This is a genomic window from Limnochorda sp. L945t, from assembly GCF_035593305.1.
In the GTDB taxonomy this organism is placed as follows: domain Bacteria; phylum Bacillota; class Limnochordia; order Limnochordales; family Geochordaceae; genus Carboxydichorda; species Carboxydichorda subterranea.
Window position 1 is genome coordinate 1,028,720 of record NZ_CP141615.1, and the last position, 22,912, is coordinate 1,051,631.

Sequence of the window (22,912 nt, forward strand, 5' to 3'; positions counted from 1 at the left end):
CCGGCTTCCCCTCATAGCGTCTACCGGAGGGACATGCCGTGGACCGGACCGACGCCGCCGTCGTTTCCTCACGTGCGGGGCCCGGTGGGCGGGCGCCGCAATCTCGTAGCGTGCCGCGCTCGGGCCCGTTGGGCGGCGTGGCGTGGCGAGCGGCGGTGCTGCCGCTCTTGCCCGAACCCGTCCGCAGCGCCATCGAGTCTCTGCCCCACGACGTGGCCGCCTGCGTGCTGGAGGTCCGCGTGCGAGCCGGGCGCCCCCTCATGGTCGTCACGGCAAAGGGGCAGTACTTCGCCGGCCCGGGCGGGCTCTTGTCGGCGCGGCCGGACGGCGCGCTCGTGGCAAGCAGCCATCTGGTGCAATCCCTGGTCGATCGGCTCGCCTCCGGCTCGCTGTACGCGGTGGGAGAAGAGCTGCGCCAGGGTTTCTTGACCCTTCCCGGCGGCCACCGAGTCGGGCTCGGCGGGCGGGTGGTCGTCGGATCCCAGCGCAACGTGCAAGCCCTCACGGACTTCTCCAGCGTGGTCTTGCGCATGGCGAGAGCGGTCGAAGGGGCGGCGGAGCCGCTCGTCCCCGCGCTGCTCACGTCCCGGGGCGGCCGGCGCACGTTGGCCAGCACCCTGGTCGTCTCGCCGCCCGGGGCCGGCAAGACGACGCTGCTGCGGGATCTCGCCCGCGTCGCCTCCTCGGGGCTGCCCGCCGCCGGGCTGGAGCCGGCGCAGGTCGTCATCATCGACGAGCGCTCGGAGCTGGCCGGATGCGTGGACGGCGTCCCCCAGCACGATGTCGGCCCCCGCACGGACGTGCTGGACCGGTGTCCCAAGGCGGAGGGAGTGGTCTGGGCGCTTCGCTCCCTGGGCCCGGACGTTTTGGTCACGGACGAGGTGGGATCGGACCACGACGTGGAGGCCCTGGAACGGGCCGCCCATGCGGGTTGCACCATCCTGGCCTCGGCCCACGCCTGGAACCTCGCGGAAGCCCGGAGGCGGCCCGGCATCGCCGCGTTGTTGCGTCACGAGGTCTTCGAACGGGTCGTGGTCTTGAGCCGCCGGCGCGGCCCCGGGACGGTCGAGCAAGTGGCGAGGACCGTCCCGTCCGCCGGGGAGGGGGAGGGCTGAGACGCTCCAGACCGTTGGCTTCGCGCTGGTAACGGGCGGACTCGGCGGCGTGGGCTTGCTGAGAGCCCAGTCGCTTTCCCGGCGCGTCGAGGAGCTGATCCAGCTCCGGCGGGCGCTCCGGGTGATCGAGGCGGCGGTGCAGCACCTGGCTCTGCCGGCGCCCCAGGCCTTCGAGCGGGCGGCCCGGGCGACCTCGGGCTGTGTCCGGGCCAGCCTGGCCGGGGCGGCGGACCGGCTCCGATCCGGTCCCGGCCAGCCGGCGGGCGAGGCGTGGCTGCGAGCGATGGAGAGCGTGGCCGACCGCTGCCATCTGCAGCCGGAGGAGCTCGGCATCTTCCGGGAGCTGTGCCTGCACTTCGGCCGGGTGGACGCAAGCATGCAGGTCGAGCTGTTGCGAGACGGGGTGGCCCGCCTGGACGGGATCATCGAGCAAGCCCGCCAGGAGAAGGAGCGCCTCGAGCGCCTGTACCGGTTTTCCGGGCTGGCGATCGGGCTGGCGCTGGCCGTGATGCTCCTGTAGTCGACGCCGGTGGGGGTCGTGGCGATCGTGGACGTGACGTTGATCTACCGGATCGCAGGCCTGGGAATCCTGATCGCCATCCTGCACCTTTTCCTCTCTCAGGCAGGTCGGGAAGAGCAGGCCCAGATGCTCAGTCTCGCCGGCGTCATCATCGTGTTGCTGTGGATCATCCAGCTCATCGGCCAGCTGTTCCGGGACGTGGAGTCGGTTTTCCGGTGGTGGTGAGAGGTGGAACTGGTGGCCAAGGTGGCGGGCGTGGGCCTGGTCGTGACGGTCTGGATCACCCTGCTCAAAGGTCGCACGCCGGAGTTTTCGCTGGCGCTGCTGGTGGCGTTCACGGCTCTCGCCCTGGGAACGATCGTCGGTCCGCTGCGAGAGGTGGTGGAGACGTTCGGGCGGCTCAACCGGGCCGCAGGGGGCTCGGCGATGTACATCGAGGTCATCCTCAAGTCCGTGGCCATCGCCTACGTTGCCGGCTTTGCCGCTCAGCTGAGCCGGGATGCGGGACAGCAATCGGTGGCCATGACGGTGGAGACGGTCGGGAAGGTGGCGGTGCTCGCCAGTGCGCTCCCCGTCTTCGTGGCGCTGCTGGACGCGCTGTGGCGCTTGCTGCCGGCGGTGGGTTGACACCCCTTGAGCCGATGGACGAAGGCCATGGCGACGATCGCCGTCGCCGTGGCGATGGGCGCCGGCAGCTCCCTGGCCGCTACGGCGCAGTTCCCGGGGGGTCGTGTATCGCCCGGCGGTGCTGCGGGGACCTCCGCCCCGGAAGGCACCGCTCCGCCCCGCATCGTGGAGGAGGTCTACCAAAGGGGCGTGGAGCACGTCGACCTCGAGCGGCTGGACGAGCTGTACCGGTCGGTGGACCGGGACGTCCAGGACCGCGTGCGTCTCGATTTCCGGAGGTTTCTCACGACGGCCGGGCGAGAGGGGCTTCCCTCGGCCGCAGAAGTGCTCGACGCGGCCGTGGCGATCCTGACCCGCGAGCTGGTGGCCAACGCCCGCACCCTGGCCCGGATCGTCGCGCTCAGCTTGCTGGGGGCCGTGCTGGCGCAACTCGGCAAAGGGGTCGGGGGCCAGGGGGTACAGGACGTGGCGCAGGCCGCCGTGCTCGTGGCCCTGGTCTGGATCGGCCTCGAGAGCCTGACGCTCGCCCTGCGAATGGTGGGACAGAGCGTGCAGCAGATGAGCGCCATCGCCCAGGCGGTTATGCCCACCTTGTCGAGCCTCGCGCTTCTGGCGGGCGCCGGGCCGGCTTCTTTGGCGCTGCACCCCGTCCTGCTCGGAGTGGTGACGCTGGCGGCGACGGTGCTCGAACGGGTGGTGGTGCCCGGCCTGGTCATCGGGGGAGGCCTGGCGGTGGCCGGCCACGTCGCCCCGGACTTCCCGATCTCCCGCCTCAGCTCCCTGGTGCACCAACTCGCCCTCACGGCGCTGGGGCTCACGCTGACCATCCTGCTGGGCGCCACCGCCGTACGGGGCGCCATCGCCCCGGTGGCCGATGGGGTGGCGCTGCGCACGGTCAAGTACCTGACCGGCGCCACCGTGCCGGTGGTGGGGCGGATGATGTCGGAGGCCGTCGAGGTCGTGGCCGGAGGCTCGACCCTCATCCGAAGCGGCATCGGCGTGATCGGGCTCGCTCTCGTGATGCTTGCCGCGCTGGCCCCGGTATTGAAGCTCCTGGCCGTGATTTTCGTCTACCGTCTGGCGTCGGCCGTGCTTCAGCCGGTCAGCGACCCGCGCATCGTCGGCGCCCTGGGGGCCATGGGTGACACCCTGGGGCTGCTGCTGTCGGCCCTGGCGGCCACGGTGGTCGTCTTCGTGCTGGCCCTCGCCGCGACGATCGGAGCCGGCACCATGGCGGTGCTGGCCCGTTGAGCGGCGCGCGAAGGCCGGGATCCCGGCGGAGGAGGTGAGGGAGTGAGCGGGCTTGCCCACTGGGCCCAGCAGATCATGGCCCTGCTGCTCTTGTTCGTGCTGGTGTCGCTGCTGATACCGGAGGGGAACCTGCGGGGCACGGTGCGCTCCGTGATGGGGCTCGTGCTGGTGGCGGCCGTGCTGCGGCCCGTCGCCGACCTGGTGGAGAACGCCGGCCTGGCCGGCGCCCCGGCCGGAGCGTGGCTGGAGCAGCTGGTACCCGGCGGGCCGCCGGCGGCCTCCGGCGCGCCGCTCCTGCGAGAGGGCATCGGCGAGGCGATGGCGGCCCAGGCCGTCGATGGCCTCGACGGCGCCGTCCGGGCGGTGGTAACCCAGGCGATGGAAGGCCAGGGATACGAGGTCCTGGACGTCCGGGTGGAGCCGGGGACGAGCCGCGCCTCCCAAGGGAGCCTTTCGGCCGGCGTGCGGATGGAGATCCGGGCGCGGCGCCGGTCCGAGACCGCCCCCCCTCTCTCCCGGGTGGGCGCCTACGTGGCGGCGCTCGCAGGCGTCGACGACGCTTCGGTTCGCATCGATCTCGAGCCATAGGGGGGTCCTGGCGACGGTGCTGGAAGATCGCCCGTCCGGGCGCTTCGGCGAAGGATCGTCCGGCCTCAAGCCGGCCTGGCTGAAGCGGTGGGCCGAGCTGGTGAAGCTCCCGCCGGCCCAGGCCAGGACGGCGGCGCTGCTGGTGGCGGCCGCCGCCGTGGGCATCGGGCTCATGGGCCTGCCCGACTTCATGGGCCAGCAGCCGGACCGAACGGGAACGGGTAAGAGCCTCGTCACCTCGGGTCCGCCGGGGGCCGCTCCGGCCGCGGCCGTCGCCCCTGCGGTGCCGGAAGCCCCCGGGTACGCGCAGGAGGTCGAGCGGGAGCTGGAGGCGATCCTGGGCCTCATGGACGGCGTGGGAAGCGTCAAAGTGATGATCACGTGGGATCAGGCGTCCGAACAGGTGATCGCATACAACGAAACCGTAGACGAGCGCGCTTCCCCTCCCGGCCTGCCGGGCGAAGGCGCCCCGCGCTCGACTCCCTCCTCGCCGGTGAGCGAGCGCAGGGAGGAGCGGCAGGCGGTCATCATCCGGGACGCCGACGGGCGCCGGGAAGGCCCCATCGTTCTGACCGAGCGGTATCCGAGGGTCCGGGGGGTGGTGGTGGTCGCCGACGGGGCCCGTGACCCGCGGATCCGCCTGGCGATCCAGCGGGCCGTGTCGGCGGCATTAGGAGTGGCCCCGTACCGTATCCATGTACAAGCCAAGCGCCGGTAGAGAGAGGTGATGGGCGGATGTTTTACGCGCTCAACATCAAGGCGTTCAGATGGTGGCTGGTCGGGTTGGTGGCCGGGCTGGTCGGGTGGGGCCTCTGGACTGCCCTGGGACACGCGCCCGGGCCGGGGATCCCGATGGCGTTCGAGCGCAACTTCGCTCCGGCCCCCGCGAGCGTCCCGGCGTTGTCGGAGGAAGGGGCGCCGAAGGCGACGCCAGCCGAGGACGGGGGCGGCACCGACGCAGCCGTCGCCACCGTTCCCGAGGCGGCCCCTGAGCGGGCTCCGGCGGCAAGCCCTCGCGAGCCGGTCGTGGGGCGGCCCGGCGCAACGTGGCGGGCCGATCCGAATGACTTTCGCGCCGAGCGTGAACGGCTGCGCAGCCAGGAGATGGAGACGGTCCAGCGCATCCTGGACGATCCGAAGGCCTCGGAAGCGCGCAAGGCGGAAGCGCAAGGCCAGCTCCTCAAGCTGCTGGAACGCAGCCGACGGGAGATCGAGGTCGAACAGCTGTTGCAGTCGGCGGGGATTCCCGATCCGGTGGTGAGCATCGGGGAATCGGGCGTCCAGGTGGTGGTCCCGCAGCCGCTTTCGGCCCAGGGCGCAGCCCGCATCGGTGAACTCGTCGCACGTATGGCCGGCGTGCGGAGGGAAAACATTTCTATCATTGACAGCCTCACCGCGTTCGGGGGCGGTCGAGCCTGGGAGGAAAGTGGCGCCGGGCGGTGAAGTACCCGCGCTGTGGCAAGCCGGGGACAGGAGGTTGAGGGGGCCGACGTGATCGATGGGCCGGTGAGGGTCACGCTGAAAGAGATCAAGGAGCTCATCCGGGTACTGGACGAGACCGACGTCGCCGAGCTGACGCTGGAGAGCGACGGAGTCCGGATCTCCATCAAGAAGGCTTCCGCCTTCGTACCGGCTCCGGCGCCGGTCGCGGCGCCGGACAAGACGCCCGCGCAACAACCGGTGGCATCGTCAGACGCACCTTCGGCCGATACCGTGCCCGCCGCCAAGGCGGCGGAGGGTGAGGTGGTCGATCAGGACCGCCTGGTGACCGTGCGTGCGCCGATGGTCGGGACCTTCTACCGCGCCCCGGCACCCGATGCCCCTCCGTACGTCGAGCCGGGTCATGTCGTGGAGCCGGGCCAGACCCTGTGCATCATCGAAGCGATGAAGCTGATGAACGAGATCGAGGCCGAAATTCGCGGGCGCGTGAGCGCGATCCTGGTCGAAAACGGCCAGCCCGTCGAGTACGGCCAGCCTCTCATGACCCTGGAGCGCCTGTAGACGTCCTGCCGATTGCGGTTCCAGCGTTCGACGAATACGCGACACCGACGGCCGAGGTGGCGGGACCAGCCTGTGTTTCAAAAGGTACTCATTGCCAATCGCGGCGAAATCGCGCTCCGTATCCTCAGGGCATGCCGGGAGCTCGGGGTCCGCACCGTCGCGGTCTACTCCGAGGCCGACCGCGACAGCCTTCCCGTGCGGCTGGCGGACGAATCGTACTGCGTCGGGCCCGCCCCCTCCAGCCGGAGCTACCTCAACATCCCCAACATCATCAGCGCCGCGCTGCTGTCGGGCGCCGACGCCATTCACCCGGGGTACGGTTACCTGGCGGAGCGGGCCGACTTCGCGGAGATCTGCGAGAGCCACGGCCTGGTCTTCATCGGCCCTCCGGCCTCTGCCATCGAGTCGATGGGGGACAAGCTCAGGGCCCGCCAGCGAGTACGGGAGGCCGGAGTGCCGGTACTGCCGGGCAGCGACGGCCCGGTGTCGGACGAGCAGGACGCGGTGCGCGTGGCGGAGGCCGTGGGCTATCCCGTGATGGTGAAGGCGGCTGCCGGCGGGGGCGGCCGGGGGATGCGGGTAGCTCGCACGCCCGAGGAGCTGCGACGGGTGCTGCAGGCTGCCCGGGCGGAGGCGGAGTCGGCCTTCGGCGACGGGACGCTGTACCTCGAGCAGCTCCTGCCGGACGCCCGGCACATCGAGGTGCAGGTGCTGGCCGACCAGTACGGCCACATGGTGCACCTCGGCGAACGGGAGTGTTCGATCCAGAGGCGGCACCAGAAAATCGTCGAAGAGGCCCCGTCTCCCATGGTGGACGAGGCGTTGCGCCGGCGGATGGGGGAGGCGGCCCTCAGGGTCGCCCGAGCCGTGACTTACGTCAACGCGGGCACGGTCGAGTTCCTGGTGGACCCCGAAGGACACTTCTACTTCCTGGAGATGAACACCCGGGTGCAGGTCGAGCACGGGGTCACCGAGATGGTGACCGGGGTCGATCTGGTGAAAGCCCAGATCCGCATCGCCGCCGGGGAGGAGCTCACCCTGGCGCAAGAGGACATCCGGCTCGACGGCCACGCGATCGAGTGCCGCGTCAACTGCGAAGACCCCGAGACGTTCACCCCCTCCCCGGGCACCATCACCGGGTTGTGGCTGCCGGGCGGGCCGGGGGTGCGGGTGGACACGGCCATCTACGCGGGCTACACGGTGCCTCCTTACTACGACTCGTTGCTGGCCAAGCTGATGGCGTGGGGTCAGCAACGGGAGGAGGCCGTCGCGAGGATGGCCTCGGCGCTGGCCGAGTTGCGCATCGAAGGCGTCCGGACCAACGTGGAGTTTTTGAGGCGGGTGGTGAGTTCGCCCGAGTTTGGCGAGGGACGGCTTTCCACCGACTTCGTCGAACGGGTCATGCACGTGCACGTCCCGGGCGGCCGTTGACCGGGGGCCCGGCGCTCCGGAAGGAGCGGCCGGGGCTTTGCTATAATGGGCTTGCCCGCGTGCGCACGGCCCGTTCGAAGGAAGGGGCTGTTGAGTGGTGGATGCGGAGCACTGGCCGGGTGACGAGCGCGGCGCAGGGCCGGCACCATCCGGCGACGCGGTGGGCGAGGGCATGGGGGCCGACGCGTCGGAAGGGTTCATCGAGTCGCAGGAAGGGGAGCTCGGCGAGGTCCGGATCGCCAACGAGGTCGTGAGCACCATCGCCGGGCTCGCCGCGGTGGAGGTCGAGGGAGTCGCGGGGATGACCGGCGGCCTCGCCGGCGGCATCGCGGAGATGCTGGGGCGCCGCAACCTGTCACGAGGGGTGCGGGTCGAGGTCGGGCAGCACCAGGCGGCCATCGACCTCTTCATCGTCATCCAGTACGGCGTACGGATCCCCGACGTGGCGTGGAAAGTCCAGGAGAACGTGAAGCGCCAGATCGAAACCATGACCGGCCTCGAGGTCACGGAGGTCAACGTGCACGTGCAGGGGGTTCAGCTGCCCCAGCCGGAGCGGACCGAAGAGAGTCGGGTGCGTTGAGGAAGGAGTCAGGGCGTGTATCCGCTGAGCGGTTCGACCTCGGCATCGTCGGCGGCCCAGGGTGAAGGCGAGCCTCCGGGGCGCTTGCCCGTGATCGACCGGGCGCTGGTCCTGGTGGCCGGCCTCGTGGTGGTGGCGGTCGGCTTCGTCGGTATGACCGTGGGGCTGTTCGGATGGGATGCCGGGTCGACGCTCTCCTGGTGGGTCGCCCAGGACCCCAACCGCGGGCGGGTACTGGTCTCGGCCGTCGGCGCCGCGCTGGCCGTCATCGGGGCGGCAGCTTTGCGGCCGGCCGTGCGCAGCGCGGGCCGGGACCGGACCATCGTGCGTTCGACGAGCCTGGGAGAGGTCCACATCTCGGTGCGGGCCATCCAGACCCTGGCCCGGCGGGCGGCCTCCCAGGTGCAGGGGATCCGGGAGGCCGAAGTCCAGGTGACCCCCTCTTCCGTGGGGGACGTCAACGTTCGGGTCATCCTGACCGTGGCCCCCGACGAGCCCATCCCGGAGCTGTGCGACCAGGTCCAGTCTCGCATCGACCAGTACCTGCGCCAGACGGCCGGCGTCAGCTGCGGGCAGATCCGTCTGGTGGTCAGGGGGATTTCCCGGGACGGCCACCGTTCCCGGTCGGAGTAGGGGCAAAAGGGGCAGGCCATGAGCAGGCGTCTGGCCCGCGAAGTGGCGCTGCGGGTCTTGTTCCAGGTCGACGTGGGGAAGGCCAACTGGCAGGCCGCCCTGGAGCGGAGCCTCAAGGAAGTCCCGCTCTCTCCGGTCCAGCAGGAGTTCGGGCGCCAGCTGGTGGAAGGCGTCATCAACCACCAGCAGGAGATCGACCGGCTCATCTCGCGCTTTGCCATCGATTGGACGCTGGACCGGATGGCCAACGTCGATCGCAACGTCATGCGCATCGCGCTGTTCGAGATCCTCTATCTCAAGGACATCCCGCCGAGCGTCTCCATCAACGAGGCGGTCGAGCTGGCCAAGAAGTACGGCGACCAGGACTCCGGCAAGTTCGTCAACGGGATCCTCGGTAACGTGGTGCGCCATGTCGACCACAGCTGAGCCAGGGGCGGCGGCCGGCGCGCCGTCCCCTTGGTCCGTGGCGCTGCCCGGTGGCCGGGTGTGGACCGTTTCCCAGCTGACGGAGAAGATCCGCAGCCGGTTGGCCACCGACCTGAGCCTGCAGCAGGTGGCAGTGGCGGGCGAGGTGACGGGGTTCAAGGCGCACAGCGCCTCCGGGCACCTCTACTTTTCCCTGAAGGATTCGGCCAGCCGCATCCCCTGCGTGATGTGGCGCAGCCACGCGCAGCGGCTCGCCTTGCGGGTCCAGGACGGGGACCAGGTGGTGGCCACCGGGTACGTGGACGTCTACCCGCCCGGAGGCGCCTACCAGCTCTACGTCCAGGGGTTGTACCCGGTGGGTCGGGGCCTGCTCCACGCCCGGCTGCAGGCCCTCTACCGGAGGCTCTCCTCCGAGGGCCTGTTCGACCCGGCGCGCAAGCGTCCCGTGCCGAAGTGGCCGAAGAGCGTGGGGGTCGTCACTTCGCTCGACGGGGCGGCCTTGCGCGACATCCGGGCCACTTTCCGGCGCCGGAGCCCGGCCACGCCGCTCATCGTCTGCCCGGCGCGGGTACAGGGCGAGGGCAGCGTGGAGAGCGTCCTCTCCGCCCTGCAGCGCATCACCCGGTTCCCCGGGGTGGACGTCGTCATCCTGGCCCGCGGCGGGGGTGCCGCCGACGACCTGTGGGTCTTCAACGACGAGCGCCTGGTCCGGGCCGTGGCGGCCTCGCCGGTGCCCGTGGTGTGCGCGATCGGGCACGAGATCGACGTCACGCTGGTGGAGCTCGCCGCCGACGTACGGGCCTCCACCCCCACGGCCGCCGCCGAGCTGGCCGGCCCGGACGAGGCCGCGGCCGCCGGTTCGCTGCAGCAGTACCGGTGGCGGCTCGATCGGGCGATACGGCGCCATGTCGGGCTTTCCCGGGAACAGGTGGAGCGGCTCGCACGCCACCGGCTGCTCCAGCAGCCGCAGCGCTGGTTGGCCACCTACCGCCAGCAGGTGGACGAACTGCGGGCCAGGGCCGATTGGCAGATGCGGCGCCGCCTCGAAGCGCCCCGCCTGGCGCTGGCGCGTCTCGGGGAAAGGCTTGCGGCCACCAACCCGCTACAGCTGTTGGCGAGGGGATACGCCCTGGCCGAGAACGAAACGACGGCGCGGCGTATCCGGAGCGTGGCCGACGCCAGCCCGGGACAGCGGGTGCGGCTGTGGGTGGCCGACGGCTCGCTCGGCTGCGAGGTGCGGGAGCGAACGCCCGGAGTGCCGTGGAGGAGGGCCGCCGACCCGCCGGGCTCTGCCGGAGCGGGACCACGCGAAGGGGAAGCCAGATGAGGGAAGGAACGGGCGAGGACTCGCTGACCTTCGAGGAGGCCCTCGAGCGATTGGAACAGGCCGTGGAGCGCTTGGAGTCCGGGGAGCTGACCCTCGAGCAAGCGCTGGAGGCCTATGAAGAGGGTGTGCGCATGGCGCGTATCTGCGCCCAGCGCCTGCAAGCGGCGGAGGCCAGGCTCCTGGTGCTCTCCCAGCAGCAAGGGCGCGACGTCGCCGTCCCTCTGGAAGACGAAGAGGAGAAACGATGAGAGCCGCCCCCCTTCCGGGCCGCGCCGCGGCGGGCGCCGCTTACCTGGAGCGATGGGCCCCGCCTGTGGACGGGGAGCTGGACCGCCTGCTCCCGGCCGAGTCCGAGGAACCTTCCGTGCTCCACCGGGCGATGCGCTACTCGGCCCTGGCGCCGGGGAAGAGGGTCCGGGGGGTCATGGCGGTGGCCGCCTGCGAGGCGACCGGGGGCGAGCCGCGCTCGGCCCTCCCCCTGGCGGCGGCGCTGGAGATGATCCACACCTATTCGCTGATCCACGACGACCTGCCGGCGATGGACGACGACGACTGGCGGCGGGGCCAGCCCAGCTGCCATCGGGCCTTCGGGGAAGGGACGGCCATCCTGGCGGGCGATGCCTTGCAGAGCCTGGCGTTCGAGGTGCTGGCGAGCCTGCCCGAGCGGAGCGGGGTGAGTGCCCAGACGGCGCTCGCCATCGTTCACCAGGTGGCGCTGGCCGTCGGGAGCCGGGGCATGGCGGGCGGGCAGGCGGAGGACCTGCAGGCGATGGGTGAAACGGGCGGGCCGGTGCCGGCCGAGCGGCTGTGGAGCATCCACCGGCGAAAGACGGCGGCACTGCTGAGGGCCTCGGTGGTGGCCGGCGGGCTGCTGGGCGTCGACGGAGGCCCGCAGGCTTTGGACGGCGCCGTCGTGCGGGCCCTCGGGGAGTTCGGCGAGGCGGTGGGCCGGGCGTTTCAGATCGTCGACGACGTGCTGGACGTGGAGGCGGATCCCCGAGAACAGCGGGTGAGCGCGGCCGCGGTACTGGGGAAGGAAGGGGCGCTGCGGGAGGCCGAACGCCTCACCCGGGTCGCGCTGGAAGCGCTCGAGCCGCTCGGGCCCAAGGCCGGGCCCTTGCGGGACCTCGGCCGGTTTTTGTGCGAACGAACGGTGTGATATACTGGGGGTGCCCCGAAACGGTGGGTGGCGCAGTATCCTAGTCGGAGCACCTGCTCCTGAGGACGGGCCTAAAAATCCGTCGAGGGCACATCGATGAAGTCCCTGGTGGCGGCTTTGGACGCCCAGTCCGGGGTGGCTGCTGGGGGTTAAGGTCGTGGGGCGATCTGCAACGGCATGCAGGCGTGGACCCTGCGACCGCGGAGACCCACGCTCGTGGGGCGCCCGCCAGATCCGAGTCGGGCCGGGCAAACTACGACGTGGGCTGAACCTGCACGCGGTGCTGCGCACGAGGACCTGGAAGGTGCCGGGTGCCTGCGCTGGGTGCAGCGTAGCCTGCCTTGAGCCGCCGAAGCGGGATGGCTGGTCCTTCCCATCGTACTCCCCAAGGGCCCGGGCCGTACGGTGGTAGCAGCCTGAAAGCTCCGGGGCAAAAGAGGCTAGGGGACAGTGTGCTGCGTCGAGGAAAACTCCTAGGCTGTCCTCGCCGAGCGAGGGGCGCTCTGGGGATTGCAGTGTGGTCTAAGTGGCAATCCAGCCCTGCCGACGGTGACGCGGCAGTGTGGCCGGAAAGGGGAAACCGCCGGGCCGGCGACGGCCCGGAGGGCCGCAGGGAAAACCTGCTGGACCTCAAGCCACAATATTTACTCAGAGCGCTGCCACCCCCGTGGGGCCTCCGTATAGCTCCAATGGTCGAGCAAACGGCGACGACTCCGGTGCCGGGAGGCATCCGGACCGTCGCCGTTTCGTAGGCGGGCGCACGGGCGAAAGCCGCGCGCCCTGAAGGAGGAGCATCGCATTCCATCCGTGGGGGCGACCAACGGCAGGCGCCCGCTGCGAAGGTTTTTCAGCATCGGCCTGACCACCGCTGCCATCTCCGCCGTCCTTTCCATCTCGTCGAGCGGGGCGGCCAGCACGTTGGGGGTCGCGGCAGCCGTTGGGGCGCTGCTCCTGGTCATCGCCACGGGCATCCTCTTCGACGTGATCGGAGTCGCGGCCACCGCGGCGAGCGAGCGCAACTTCCACGCCATGGCCGCCGACAAGGTGCCGGGCGCGCCCCAGGCGATCTGGATCGTCCGCAACGCGGACCGGGTGGCCAACTTTGCCAACGACGTCATGGGAGACGTGGCGGGCACCCTCTCGGGCGCCCTTGGCGCCGCGATCGTCGCCCAGCTCGTGCCCGGCGGGCCGCGCCTGCAGGAGCTCTGGGGAACGGCGGCCATCGTCGCCGGCATCTCGGGGCTGACCGTGGGGGGCAAGGCGGCTTTCAAGGCGTTCGCCATCGGCCAGGCGGAGGCGATCGTCTTTCGCATGGGACGGTTGCTGGCCTCGCTGGAGCGATTGGCGGGCCGCTCCTTCGTCACGGGCGTAGGGCCGGCTCGCGCCTCCGCCTCGGCCCGCAGGCCGCGCGTGGCGGCGGGAGGGCGAGGCCGCCAGTGAAGGGGCACAGCATGGCGGGCAAGCCGGTGAAGCATCCCCGCGCCGACCAGGCGCTGGTGGAGCAGGCGCTGGCCAGGAGCCGGGAGGAGGCCCGGCAGCTGATCCTGATGGGAGCGGTGAGGGCCGGCGAGCAGGTGATCTCGCGCCCGGGCCAGCGCATCGACCCCGGCGTGAGGCTGGAGGTGGCCGGACCTCGCAACCCGTACGTGAGCCGCGGCGGGCTCAAGCTCCAGCGAGTGCTGGAGGAAGTGCCGGTACCGGTAGAGGGCGCGGTCTGCATGGACGTGGGCGCTTCGACCGGCGGGTTCACCGACTGCTTGCTGCGACACGGGGCGCGCAAGGTCTACGCGGTGGACGTGGGTTACGGGCAGCTGGCCTGGAAGCTCCGCAACGATCCGAGGGTGGTGGTGCTGGAGCGCACCAACATTCGGTACCTGCCCCCGGAGCGGATCGGCGAGCCGCTGGACGTGATCACCGTCGACACCTCGTTCATCTCCGTCACCCTGTTCCTGGCAAAGCTGCGGGCAATGCTCCGCCCGGAGGGATGGGCGGTGGTCCTGGTGAAGCCTCAGTTCGAGGCCGGGCGTGCGCAGGTGAAGCGGGGCGGGGTCGTGAAGGACCCCGGCGTGCATCGCCAGGTGCTGGAAAAGGTGGCGAGCTCGGCGGTCGAGGCAGGCTTTCGGGTCGAGGCCGTGCTGAGGAGCCCGCTTCTGGGCCCCAAGGGCAACCTGGAGTTTTTCGAGGTGCTGCGGCCGCTGGCTTCGAGAGGGAGCGCGGGCGTGGCGACCGGAGCGGCCACCGTCGACGCCATGATCGAGAGGGCGCTCGCCGAGCCTGCGCCGCGTCAGGAGGAGGCGGGGCAGCCACGGTCCGGAAGCTGATACTGGCGCCTCACCGGGAAAAGCCCCAGGCGCTGAGGCTCGCCCTGGAACTGGTGGCGCCACTGAAGGCCCTGCACGCCGACGTCTACCTGGAGCGAGCCGCCGCCGAGGCTACCGGACGGCAGGATCTGGCCTGGCCGGGCGCGGACTGGCACGGGGCCGACGTGGTCGTGGTCTTCGGCGGGGACGGGGCGTTGCTCCACGCGGCGCGCCAGGCGGCGCCCCAGGGCGTGCCTGTGCTGGGCGTCAACGTGGGGCGCCTCGGTTTCCTGGCCGAGGTGGAGGCGTCCGAGTTTCCGTCCATGCTGGGCCGGCTGGTGCAGGGAGGTTTCGGCGTCGAGGAGCGCATGATGGTGGAGGCGGAGCTGATCAGGGCCGAAGGCCACGGTACCCACCGGTGGCTGGCCCTCAACGACGTGGTGGTGGCCCGCACCACCTACTCGCGCATCACGCGCCTGGAGGCGCGGGTCACGAACGACGTCATCGGGGCCTTCCCGGCCGACGGGCTCATCGTGGCGACGCCCACCGGCTCGACCGCCTACTCGCTGTCCGCGGGCGGGCCCATCGTGCATCCGCTCCTGGACTGCTTCGTCATCACCCCCATCTGTCCCCACTCCCTGGTGGCCCGTCCCGTGGTCATCCGGCCGGAGGAGACCATTACCGTGCTGGCCCACGGCCCCAGCGAAGATCTCGTGCTGACCGTCGACGGCCAGCTCAGCGAACCCATGCATCCGGAAGACGAGGTGGTGGTCCGGCGAGCTCCGTTCCGGGCGCGGCTCGTGCGGCTGTCGGGGCGCTCCCCGTACGCGGTGCTCCGGCAGCGGCTCAGCCATCCCGAGGTGTGACGCCGGGTCCCGATGAAAGCACGGCGCCAGTCGGCCATCCTTCGGATCGTCCGTGACGTGCCCGTCCAGACGCAGGAGGAGATCCTCGACCACCTGCGCCGGCAGGGCATCGTCGCCACCCAGGCCACCATTTCCCGGGACATCAAGGAGTTGCGCCTGGTGAAGGTGCCCACCCAGGACGGTCGCTACCGCTACGCGCAGGCGAGCGAGCCCGACCTGGCAGAGCGGCTCGCCCGAGCTCGGCGGGCGCTCCGGGAGTACGTGGTCCACGTGGAGGCGGCGGGGCACATCGTGCTGTTGCGCACGCTGTCCGGGACGGCCAACGCCGTGGCCGCCGCCCTGGACGCGCTCGACTGGCCCGAGGTGATCGGCACCATCGCCGGCGACGACGCCATTTTGATCATCGTGCGGCCCCGCCGGCACGCCGAAACCCTGGATCCCAACGCCGAGCAGGTCGTGCAGCGCATCTCGCAACTGCGGTGAGCGTCCATGGGTCAGTACGGAGAGAGTGCGATGCTCGCAGAGCTCAACGTGGAAAACGTCGCCCTCATCGAGAAGAGCCGGCTCTCCCTGGGGCCGGGGTTCAACGTCCTGACGGGCGAGACGGGGGCCGGGAAGTCCCTCGTGCTGGATGCCCTGGGGATGGTCATCGGGCAGCGGGCAGGGGCCGACCTCATCCGCACGGGCGCGCAGGCGGCCCGGGTCGAGGCCCTGTTCGAGGTGCCCGCCTCTTCGGGGGTGGCGCAGGCGCTGGAGGCGGCCGGTTACCCACCGGAAGACGGCCAGCTGCTGCTGGCCCGAGAGATTCACCGTTCGGGACGGAACCGCTGCCGCATCAACGGGCGCCCGGCGACCGTCGGGGAACTGGCCCGGCTCGGCGCGCTGCTGGTGGACGTGCAGACCCAGCACGAAAGCCAGCGCCTCATGCTGGCTTCGGTCCAGCTCCAGCTGCTCGACGCCTTTGCCGGCCCGGACGTGCTGGAGCTGGCAGGCCGGGTGGCGGACCTGTGGGGCCGGTGGAGCGCGGCCCGCTCCGAGCTCGAGCAGCTGCGCACCCGGGAACGGGAGCGGCTGCACGAGATCGACCTGCTGCGCTTCCAGATCCAGGAGATCGACGCCGCGGCCCTCCGCCCCGGCGAGGAAGAGGCGCTCATGGACGAGCACTCGCGGCTCGCTCATGCCGTCCAGCTCCAACAGCTGTTGGGCGAGGCGCTGGAGCACCTGGGGGCAGGCGCTTCGTCCGGGGCGGACGTGGGGGCGCTGGCGCTGTCGGGGATGGCCCAGCGCCTCGTGCAGCAGGCAGCCTCGCTCGACCGGGCCCTCGAGCCGATCGGCCGCGAGCTTCTCGCCTGCACCGAGCAGCTCGGGGAGCTGGCGCGCGCGATGCGCCGCCACCTGGATCAATACGAAGTCAGGCCCGACCGCCTCCAAGAGGTAGTAGAACGCCTGGAGCTGATCGACCGGCTCAAGCGCAAGTACGGCAACTCCGTCCGGGCGGTGCTGGAGTACGCGGACGCCGCCCGGCGCAAGCTCGAGGCTCTGGAGAGCGAGGGCAGCCGCGCCGGGCAGCTGCAGGCGGCGGTCGAGGAACTCGGGACGCGCTACGAGCAAGCGGCCGCCGAGCTCAGCCGGCGCCGCCAGGAGGCGGCGCAGAGGCTGTCGCGAGCGGTCGAGCGGGAGCTCGGGGAGCTCGCCATGCCCCGGGCGCGCTTCGAGGTGGCGGTCGCGCCTGACCAGCAGCCCGGCCCTTCGGGGCGCGACGGCGTGACCTTCCACTTCTCCGCCAACCCGGGCGAAGCGCTTCGGCCTCTGGCCAGGGTGGCGTCGGGCGGCGAGCTGTCCCGCACCCTCCTCGCCTGCCAGAGTGTGCTGGCCCACGTGCAAGAGGTGCCGGTGCTGGTCTTCGACGAGCCCGATGCGGGGCTCGGCGGGCGGGCGGCGCAGGCGGTCGGCGAGCGGCTGGCCCGGCTGGGGAGGCTGCGCCAGGTGCTGGTGGTCACCCACCTCCCCCAGGTGGCAAGCATGGCGGACTTTCACATCCGGGTCGAGAAAGTCGACCGGGACGGGCGAAGCCTCGTCCAGGTACGTCCTCTCTCTCCTGGGGAGAGAATCGAGGAACTCGCTCGCATGCTGGGCGGGTCGACGATCACCGACTCCGCCCGGGTGCATGCCGAAGAGCTCCTGCGCCTGGCAGGCCAAGCCAAAGCGGCCGGATGAGGCCTGACCGCCCACGCACTTACCCGCCGGGGGCCCGGTGCCTGCGGGGAAATTAGCCCGGAGGCGTCCGGGATGGAAAGAGGCACCACCCTTCGGCAGCGCACCCGCGCACTGCTCTGGCCCTTGCTCCTGCTCCTCGGGCTGTCCGCTACGGGGCTTTTCAGCTGGCCCGGGCGCATTCGCGCCATCTCGGGGAACCCCGCGCTGTTGCCGGTGCCTCCCCCGGTCCGGGTCGCAGGCCCGGAGGACCGGGTCCTCATCAAACTCCACGACCGCCAGGGCGCCGTGGTGCAATTCGACCGCCCGGGCAGCGTGCGGCTGGAGCTCAGCCTGTTCGGGCTGTTTCCGTTGCCGCCCATGGTCGTGGACGTGGTGCCGCCCCTCGAGCTCGTGCCGGGCGGCCAGGCGATCGGGGTGTTGCTGGCGCCTCACGGCCTGGTGGTGGCGGAGATGGTGCCCGTGCGCGAGCCGTCCGGCCGGGTGCGCTACCCCGGGAAAGAGGCGGGGCTGCAGGCGGGAGACCTGCTGTTGGAGGCCGACGGCCAGCTCCTGCGCCGCCCCGAGGACCTGACGCTCGCCATCCAGGGAGCTGGAAGCCGCGGGCGGCCGGTCGAGCTGCTGGTCGCGCGTGGCAATCACCGGTTCCGGACCAGCCTGCTTCCCTCTCCCATCCAGGAGGCCACGTCCCGGTCTGGCGGGCGTTCGCTGCGCAGCCGGGCCGGGTACACCGCCGGGGTGCGGTGGGTGGCAGGGCTCTTGGTGCGCGACACGGCCGCCGGCGTGGGGACGCTGACGTTCGTCGACCCTCGCACTCGCCGATTCGGAGCCCTCGGGCACATGATCGTCGAAGCCGACCGCCGCCCGCTCGTGATGCCCGACGGGCGCATCGTACGGGCGGCGATCACCAGCGTGGCGGCCGGCATGCGAGGACGGCCGGGGGAGAAGGTGGGGGCGTTCGAGGACTCGCAGGGAGAGCTCGGCATCGTCGACCAGAACACGGCGGTGGGCATCTTCGGCCGGATTGTTCGGGATCCGCCCGCGGGGCTGGTCAACCGGCCGGTGCCGGTCGCCCTCGAGTCACAGGTGCGGGAAGGGCCGGCCACCATGCTCACCGTGCTGAGGGGCGAGCGGGTGGAGAGCTTCCAGATCGAGATCCTGCGCATCCGCACGCTGGGGGTGCCACCGTCGCAGCGCCTGGTCCTCCGGGTGACCGATCCGCGCCTGTTGGAGCAGGCGGGCGGCATCGTGCAGGGGATGAGCGGCAGCCCCATCCTGCAGGACGGCCATCTCGTGGGTGCCGTGACCCACGTGGCCATCCAGGAGCCGAGCCGGGGATTCGGGGTGCTGATGGAAGCCATGGCGGAAACCGCGGGGCTGTGGAAGGTTCCCGGAGGACAGGTGGGTCGGGCGGAGAACAAAGCTGACCGCGCCGCTTAGCAAATGCCGGGCGCTTCGGTGAGTTCTCTCCACGAGGGGGGTCGAAGAATGCAACCGTTTTTCGTGGTGCTCAGCGACGATGCCCAGGGTTTCGGCCGGGCGGTAGCAGAGAGGCTCCAGCAGGACCCAGCGTTCGGGCCGGTGCGCCTGGCCCAGAGCGCCGCGGAAATGGAGCGCCTGCTGGCGGAGTCGCAGGAGGGGCCGCCGCACGCGGTGCTGCTGGACCTGGCGCTTCCCGGGCTGGGGGGGCCCTCTGGGGCCGAGAGGCTCACCTCCTGGTGGCGCCATCATGCCCGGCGCAGGGGGGCGTCGCCGGACGACAGGCCGGGGCCGGAGCGGTGGATCGTCGTCAGCCCCGTGGGCGACGACTCGGTGGTGAGCGCGGCGTACGGGTGGGGGGCCGACTACTTCGTGGTGCGGCCTTTCGACGTGCCGACCCTGGTGGAGCGCCTGCGGCAAATGCTCACGGGGGCCCGGCCGGCCGGGCGGCGTGACCGGGAGCGCAAGCGGCGGGAGCTCGAGAGCCGGGTCGTGCGGTACATGGAGGACCTGGGCGTACCCCCACACTACAAGGGCCGGGCCTACCTGAAGGACGCCATCGTCATGGTCGTGGAAAACCAGGAGCTCTTGCACAGGGTGACCAAAGACCTCTACCCGCGTATCGCCGCGATGCACCACACCTCGGCGTTCAAGGTCGAGCGGGCCATCCGTCACGCCATCGAAAGCACGGTGGCCCGGGGCAACCTGGCGCTCATCGAGTCCATGTTCGCCCACCTCATGGACGAAAACCGGACGCGCCCCACCAACTCCTCGTTCATCGCCCGCATGGCCGACCAGGTGCGCTCGGACATCGCCCGAAGCGCCTGAGATCCCCTGCGGGTGGCCCGCCGGGCGTTCGATGCAATTTCCGGGCCGGCGCCGCTCACACTAGCGCCGAGGAGAGCGACCGCAGGTGGAAGCGGCGCGGCTTGCGTTCCCGGGCGGAGCGGCCAGGGATGGCCGGCCGATCCAGGGCCGGGCTCGCCTGGACTCCCTCACGAAGCGCCTCGCCTTGCGGCTGAGGCCCGGTGAGATCGCGGTCATCGCCCACCGGGACCTGGATGCCACCACCGCGGCCGGGCTGGCGGAGGCGCGGCCGGCGGCGGTCGTCAACGCGCTGTGCAGCCTGACCGGAAGCGTGCCGGTGGAGGGGGCCCTGGTCCTGGCGCGGGCGGGCGTCCCGGTGGTGGACGAGGTCGGCCGGGCCATTTTCGAGCGGGTGCGAGACGGCCAGATCGTGCGGGTGGACGGAGCGACGATCCGCGATCGACAGGGTCGGCCGCTGGGGCGCGGCATACGCCTGAGCGCCCGCGACATCGAGACGCGGCTCGAACTGGCCCGCCGGCGGCTGGCCCCGCTCGCTTCTGCCTTCGTCGACAACACCATCGCCTACGCCCAGAAGGAGAAGGCCCTCCTCACCGAGCCGCTGGAACTCCCGCCCCTGTCGACCCCCATTCGCGGGCGCCCGGCCGTGGTGGTCGTGCGGGGGCAGGGGTACCGCCAGGATCTGGCCATGATCGCTCCGTTCATCCGCCGCGCCCGCCCCGTCCTGATCGGTGTCGATGGGGGAGCGGACGCGCTCTTGTCGGCAGGGTGGCGGCCCGACGTGGTCGTGGGCGACATGGACTCCGTGAGCGACCGGGGGCTGCTCGAGTCCAGGGAGCTGGTCGTCCACGCCTACCCCGGCGGGCCTGCTCCGGGGCTCGCCCGGGTGCGCAGGCTGGGCCGGTTCGCTCACGTGCTGCCGGCGCCGGGCACGAGCGAAGACGTAGCCCTGCTGCTCGCCCACGGGGCAGGGGCCGTGATGATCGTGGCGGTGGGTACCCACACCGGCTTTCTCGACTTCCTGGAAAAGGGGCGTGCCGGCATGGCCAGCACCGTGCTGGTTCGCATGCGAGTGGGCCACCTGCTGGTCGACGCGAGGGGATTGGCCCGGCTCTATGATCCTGGCCCCGGCTGGGTGCCTTACGTGTCGCTGGCAGCTGCCGCCCTCTCCTCCCTGGGGGCCGTCGCCCTGGCCTCCGAGGGGCTCCGAACCCTGCTCCGCTTGTTGTGGCTCCGGGTGCGGGCGGGGATGTGGGTGGGAGGGGTGGGGTGAGGCCATCGTGATCCCCGATGTCCGCCAGCACAGCCTGACGCTCGCAGCCGTCTTCGTCGCGCTCGCGGTCGGCGTGGCCGTAGGCACGGCCGGTGCGGGAGGCCATCTCCTGGCCGGGCAGGAGAAGGTGATCGTCCAGCTCGAGCAGCGCTTCGCGCAGCTCGAGGAGCAGATCCGCCGCGCCGCCGAGGAGAAGGAGGCACTCCGGGCCCAACTCGAGCGGTATCGCCTGGCGGTGAAGGACCTCCTTCCGGCCGTCGTCGCCCGGAGCCTGGACGGGCAGAGCGTGGAGGTGATCGCCGTACCCGGGGCCCGGGCCGCGGGCGTGCAGGTGGAGTCGCTGCTGCGCGCTGCGGGCGCGAGCGTCCGGCTGGTGGTGCCCCGCACGGGGCCTGCCCCGGTGAGCGCCGGCGCTGCACACCTCCTCGTCGTCGGCCCCTGTAGCCGGGTCGTGGGGCTCGTGGGGGCCGGGGACGACCCCAGCTCGTCGCCGGGCGATCGGGCCCGGCAAGCCATCCTCTGGGCCTCTTCCAGCGCAAGCTTGCCGGCGTCACCCGTCACGGCGACGGCGTGGGTCGACGCCGTGGACGAGCCCCTCGGGCAGGCAGCGCTGCTCGCGGCCCTCGTCGAAGGCCGGGAGGGGCAGGTGACGGAGGAGGAGGCGATCCGCTGGCTTGAGCGCGTCCACGCGGGCGAAAGCGGTGAGCGCGGTGGTCCCTGCGTTCAACGAGGCGGGCCGGGTGGGGCCGACGGTACGCGCCCTGTGGACGGTGCCGGGCGTTCGTGAGGTCGTGGTGGTGGACGACGGCTCGTCCGACTCCACGGCCGAGGAGGCGGCCGAGGCAGGGGCCCGCGTCGTGAGACTGCAGCGCCACGCCGGCAAGTCGGGAGCGTTGCGCGCGGGGTACCGGGCGGCCGGCGGGGAGGTCCTGCTGCTGGCCGACGCCGACCTGGGCCCCTCGGCCGCGTCGCTGGCAGCTCTGTGCGCGCCCGTGGCCGGCGGGGACGCGGACATGGCGGTGGCCATCCCCATGGTGCGCTCCGGCGGAGGGCTGGGATTGGTGCGGGGGCTCGCCGGCTGGGCGGTGCGCAGGATGGGAGGGTGGCAACCCAGGGCGGCCCTGTCCGGCCAGCGGGCACTGCGGGCCGAGATCGCCCCCGCGTTGCTCGAAGGCCCGGCCCTGCGGTTCGGGGTGGAGCTGCAGATGAGCATCCGGGCCGGGCGGTTGGGCTTGCGCGTGGTCGAGCTCGAGGTGCCGTTCACTCACCGGGCGACGGGGCGGGACCTCGGCGGCTGGCTGCACCGGGGCCGGCAGCTGCGGGACGTGGCCTTCACCCTCTGGCGCCTGGCGCGCTCGGGAGAAGACGGGGCAGGGACGGAAGCGCCATGGCGACGGTCGTGAGACGGGTCGCGGGGGCGGCCCTTTCGTGGGGAGCGGTGCGCTGGGGGACGCCCCTGGTGGCAAGAGCGGCGAAGGAGATCGGGCTCGTTCGGGCCAGCCGCCGCGGCACACGGGTCCCCACGGCCGCCGGAGCGGCGACGACCGCCGCCTCGGTGGCCGGAGCTCTGGTGAGCGGCGCCGGTCAGGGCTTGCCCCCGGCTTACGGGCCGGTCGTCGTGGCGACCCTGGCGGGCCTGCTGGACGATGTCTCGGCCGGCCAGGGGCCGAGAGGATGGAGGGCCCATTGGAGGGCCTGGAAGGAAGGCCGGCCCCGCACGGGAATCCTCAAGGCAGCCGGCATCGTACTGGCCGCCGGCGCGGCGGGGATGGCCGTCGCGCGGCAAGCCGGCATCGCCCGGGCGGGCTTGAGCGCGGCCAGCGCCGTGCTCGGGGCCAACTTGCTCAACCAACTCGACACGGCTCCCGGGCGCTCGGCCGGCGCCTATCTTGCCGGGATGGGCTTGCTCGCCCTGGCCGCAGAGCCCGGCCGGCGCGGCGCCTGGTGGGACGTGTTGCCCGTCAGCGCGGCCGTGGCCGCTTATCTACCCTACGACCGCCGGGGCGAGGCGATGCTGGGCGATGCGGGGGCCAACGCCCTGGGGTCGGCCCTGGGGTGGACGGCGGGCCAGTGCCTTCCGTTGCCGGCGCTGATCGCCTGGGTGGCCGCGCTGGCCGGGCTCAACGTAGGCCTGGACCGCTGGTCGCTGAGCAGCTTCTTGGAGGGGCATCCGAAGCGCCCCTTCCGGTGGGCGGTGCTGCAGGAAGGCCCGCTCGCGCGGCTGCGCGCGAACGCCAGGGGCTAGACGCTCGGCGGGGGCCTGCCTGCTTCAGGGGGGTTGAGCGAGGATCGGCGCA

Annotated in this window: 27 protein-coding genes; all 27 read left to right on the top strand. The window is 71.7% G+C overall.

Annotated elements, in window-relative coordinates; all coding sequences use genetic code 11:
* Positions 1-38: 38 nt before the first annotated feature.
* Positions 39-1,115: a stage III sporulation protein AA gene (gene spoIIIAA, locus U7230_RS04745; RefSeq protein ID WP_324717590.1), complete on the top strand. Its 1,077-nt coding sequence runs from the start codon at positions 39-41 to the stop codon at positions 1,113-1,115.
* A gap of 25 nt (positions 1,116-1,140) precedes the next feature.
* On the top strand, positions 1,141-1,635 hold the full coding sequence (locus U7230_RS04750; RefSeq protein ID WP_324718184.1) for a stage III sporulation protein AB: 495 nt from the start codon (positions 1,141-1,143) through the stop codon (positions 1,633-1,635).
* Positions 1,636-1,662: 27 nt separating this feature from the next.
* Complete coding sequence (spoIIIAC, locus tag U7230_RS04755; protein ID WP_404980637.1) at positions 1,663-1,860, top strand: stage III sporulation protein AC; 198 nt, start codon at positions 1,663-1,665, stop codon at positions 1,858-1,860.
* A gap of 12 nt (positions 1,861-1,872) precedes the next feature.
* Positions 1,873-2,262, top strand: a complete 390-nt coding sequence (locus U7230_RS04760) for a SpoIIIAC/SpoIIIAD family protein (protein WP_324717592.1) — start codon at positions 1,873-1,875, stop codon at positions 2,260-2,262.
* 6 nt (positions 2,263-2,268) lie between these two features.
* Positions 2,269-3,513, top strand: coding sequence for a stage III sporulation protein AE (locus U7230_RS04765; RefSeq protein ID WP_324717593.1), 1,245 nt, complete (start codon positions 2,269-2,271; stop codon positions 3,511-3,513).
* 42 nt (positions 3,514-3,555) lie between these two features.
* A complete protein-coding gene (locus tag U7230_RS04770) occupies positions 3,556-4,101 on the top strand; it encodes a stage III sporulation protein AF (protein WP_324717594.1) in 546 nt (181 codons plus the stop codon).
* A gap of 16 nt (positions 4,102-4,117) precedes the next feature.
* Positions 4,118-4,819 carry a SpoIIIAG-related protein gene (locus U7230_RS04775; RefSeq protein ID WP_324717595.1) on the top strand — a complete coding sequence of 234 codons (702 nt, stop codon included), beginning with the start codon at positions 4,118-4,120 and terminating at the stop codon, positions 4,817-4,819.
* 17 nt (positions 4,820-4,836) lie between these two features.
* A complete protein-coding gene (locus U7230_RS04780) occupies positions 4,837-5,544 on the top strand; it encodes a SpoIIIAH-like family protein (protein WP_324717596.1) in 708 nt (235 codons plus the stop codon).
* A gap of 48 nt (positions 5,545-5,592) precedes the next feature.
* Positions 5,593-6,102, top strand: coding sequence for an acetyl-CoA carboxylase biotin carboxyl carrier protein (gene accB, locus U7230_RS04785; protein ID WP_324717597.1), 510 nt, complete (start codon positions 5,593-5,595; stop codon positions 6,100-6,102).
* A 72-nt stretch (positions 6,103-6,174) separates the two neighbouring features.
* A complete protein-coding gene (accC, locus tag U7230_RS04790; protein WP_324717598.1) occupies positions 6,175-7,533 on the top strand; it encodes an acetyl-CoA carboxylase biotin carboxylase subunit in 1,359 nt (452 codons plus the stop codon).
* Positions 7,534-7,705: 172 nt separating this feature from the next.
* Positions 7,706-8,113 carry an Asp23/Gls24 family envelope stress response protein gene (locus U7230_RS04795; protein ID WP_404980638.1) on the top strand — a complete coding sequence of 136 codons (408 nt, stop codon included), beginning with the start codon at positions 7,706-7,708 and terminating at the stop codon, positions 8,111-8,113.
* 15 nt (positions 8,114-8,128) lie between these two features.
* Positions 8,129-8,746, top strand: coding sequence for an alkaline shock response membrane anchor protein AmaP (gene amaP / locus U7230_RS04800; RefSeq protein ID WP_324717600.1), 618 nt, complete (start codon positions 8,129-8,131; stop codon positions 8,744-8,746).
* 18 nt (positions 8,747-8,764) lie between these two features.
* Entirely contained in the window at positions 8,765-9,172 is a 408-nt protein-coding gene (gene nusB, locus U7230_RS04805; protein ID WP_324717601.1) for a transcription antitermination factor NusB, read from the top strand.
* The gene (gene xseA / locus U7230_RS04810) at positions 9,156-10,499 is read left to right on the top strand and encodes an exodeoxyribonuclease VII large subunit (protein WP_324717602.1); all 1,344 of its coding nucleotides are present in this window, start codon (positions 9,156-9,158) and stop codon (positions 10,497-10,499) included. The genes nusB and xseA overlap by 17 nt, the downstream gene beginning before the upstream one ends.
* Positions 10,496-10,747: an exodeoxyribonuclease VII small subunit gene (locus tag U7230_RS04815; RefSeq protein ID WP_324717603.1), complete on the top strand. Its 252-nt coding sequence runs from the start codon at positions 10,496-10,498 to the stop codon at positions 10,745-10,747. The genes xseA and U7230_RS04815 overlap by 4 nt, the downstream gene beginning before the upstream one ends.
* Positions 10,744-11,658 (top strand): polyprenyl synthetase family protein, encoded by a 915-nt coding sequence (locus tag U7230_RS04820; RefSeq protein WP_324717604.1) that lies wholly within the window; start codon positions 10,744-10,746, stop codon positions 11,656-11,658. Before U7230_RS04815 ends, U7230_RS04820 begins: the two co-directional genes overlap by 4 nt.
* Positions 11,659-12,465: 807 nt before the next feature.
* Positions 12,466-13,098, top strand: coding sequence for a hypothetical protein (locus U7230_RS04825; protein ID WP_324717605.1), 633 nt, complete (start codon positions 12,466-12,468; stop codon positions 13,096-13,098).
* Positions 13,095-13,979 carry a TlyA family RNA methyltransferase gene (locus tag U7230_RS04830; RefSeq protein WP_324717606.1) on the top strand — a complete coding sequence of 295 codons (885 nt, stop codon included), beginning with the start codon at positions 13,095-13,097 and terminating at the stop codon, positions 13,977-13,979. Before U7230_RS04825 ends, U7230_RS04830 begins: the two co-directional genes overlap by 4 nt.
* A gap of 53 nt (positions 13,980-14,032) precedes the next feature.
* The gene (locus tag U7230_RS04835; protein WP_324717607.1) at positions 14,033-14,824 is read left to right on the top strand and encodes an NAD(+)/NADH kinase; all 792 of its coding nucleotides are present in this window, start codon (positions 14,033-14,035) and stop codon (positions 14,822-14,824) included.
* A gap of 12 nt (positions 14,825-14,836) precedes the next feature.
* Entirely contained in the window at positions 14,837-15,307 is a 471-nt protein-coding gene (gene argR / locus U7230_RS04840; RefSeq protein WP_324717608.1) for an arginine repressor, read from the top strand.
* Between the two features lie 30 nt (positions 15,308-15,337).
* Positions 15,338-17,041, top strand: coding sequence for a DNA repair protein RecN (recN, locus tag U7230_RS04845; RefSeq protein WP_324717609.1), 1,704 nt, complete (start codon positions 15,338-15,340; stop codon positions 17,039-17,041).
* 72 nt (positions 17,042-17,113) lie between these two features.
* The gene (gene spoIVB, locus U7230_RS04850; protein WP_324717610.1) at positions 17,114-18,478 is read left to right on the top strand and encodes a SpoIVB peptidase; all 1,365 of its coding nucleotides are present in this window, start codon (positions 17,114-17,116) and stop codon (positions 18,476-18,478) included.
* Positions 18,479-18,526: 48 nt separating this feature from the next.
* Positions 18,527-19,345 carry a sporulation initiation factor Spo0A C-terminal domain-containing protein gene (locus U7230_RS04855; protein ID WP_324717611.1) on the top strand — a complete coding sequence of 273 codons (819 nt, stop codon included), beginning with the start codon at positions 18,527-18,529 and terminating at the stop codon, positions 19,343-19,345.
* A gap of 85 nt (positions 19,346-19,430) precedes the next feature.
* Complete coding sequence (gene steA / locus U7230_RS04860; RefSeq protein WP_324717612.1) at positions 19,431-20,615, top strand: putative cytokinetic ring protein SteA; 1,185 nt, start codon at positions 19,431-19,433, stop codon at positions 20,613-20,615.
* Positions 20,616-20,622: 7 nt separating this feature from the next.
* Complete coding sequence (locus U7230_RS04865) at positions 20,623-21,402, top strand: copper transporter (protein ID WP_324717613.1); 780 nt, start codon at positions 20,623-20,625, stop codon at positions 21,400-21,402.
* Positions 21,356-22,018 (top strand): glycosyltransferase family 2 protein, encoded by a 663-nt coding sequence (locus tag U7230_RS04870; RefSeq protein ID WP_324717614.1) that lies wholly within the window; start codon positions 21,356-21,358, stop codon positions 22,016-22,018. The genes U7230_RS04865 and U7230_RS04870 overlap by 47 nt, the downstream gene beginning before the upstream one ends.
* Positions 22,003-22,860 carry a hypothetical protein gene (locus U7230_RS04875; RefSeq protein ID WP_324717615.1) on the top strand — a complete coding sequence of 286 codons (858 nt, stop codon included), beginning with the start codon at positions 22,003-22,005 and terminating at the stop codon, positions 22,858-22,860. The genes U7230_RS04870 and U7230_RS04875 overlap by 16 nt, the downstream gene beginning before the upstream one ends.
* The last annotated feature ends 52 nt before the right edge of the window (positions 22,861-22,912 follow it).

What these genes read in the sequence shown, in the direction of transcription:
- U7230_RS04820 (WP_324717604.1), top strand. Translation starts at nt 10,744, where the DNA reads ATGAGAGCCGCCCCCCTTCCGGGCCGCGCCGCGGCGGGCGCCGCTTAC.
- U7230_RS04815 (WP_324717603.1), top strand. Translation starts at nt 10,496, where the DNA reads ATGAGGGAAGGAACGGGCGAGGACTCGCTGACCTTCGAGGAGGCCCTC.
- U7230_RS04855 (WP_324717611.1), top strand. Translation starts at nt 18,527, where the DNA reads ATGCAACCGTTTTTCGTGGTGCTCAGCGACGATGCCCAGGGTTTCGGC.
- nusB (WP_324717601.1), top strand. Translation starts at nt 8,765, where the DNA reads ATGAGCAGGCGTCTGGCCCGCGAAGTGGCGCTGCGGGTCTTGTTCCAG.
- argR (WP_324717608.1), top strand. Translation starts at nt 14,837, where the DNA reads ATGAAAGCACGGCGCCAGTCGGCCATCCTTCGGATCGTCCGTGACGTG.
- U7230_RS04780 (WP_324717596.1), top strand. Translation starts at nt 4,837, where the DNA reads ATGTTTTACGCGCTCAACATCAAGGCGTTCAGATGGTGGCTGGTCGGG.
- U7230_RS04875 (WP_324717615.1), top strand. Translation starts at nt 22,003, where the DNA reads ATGGCGACGGTCGTGAGACGGGTCGCGGGGGCGGCCCTTTCGTGGGGA.
- U7230_RS04795 (WP_404980638.1), top strand. Translation starts at nt 7,706, where the DNA reads ATGGGGGCCGACGCGTCGGAAGGGTTCATCGAGTCGCAGGAAGGGGAG.
- spoIVB (WP_324717610.1), top strand. Translation starts at nt 17,114, where the DNA reads ATGGAAAGAGGCACCACCCTTCGGCAGCGCACCCGCGCACTGCTCTGG.
- xseA (WP_324717602.1), top strand. Translation starts at nt 9,156, where the DNA reads ATGTCGACCACAGCTGAGCCAGGGGCGGCGGCCGGCGCGCCGTCCCCT.
- recN (WP_324717609.1), top strand. Translation starts at nt 15,338, where the DNA reads ATGCTCGCAGAGCTCAACGTGGAAAACGTCGCCCTCATCGAGAAGAGC.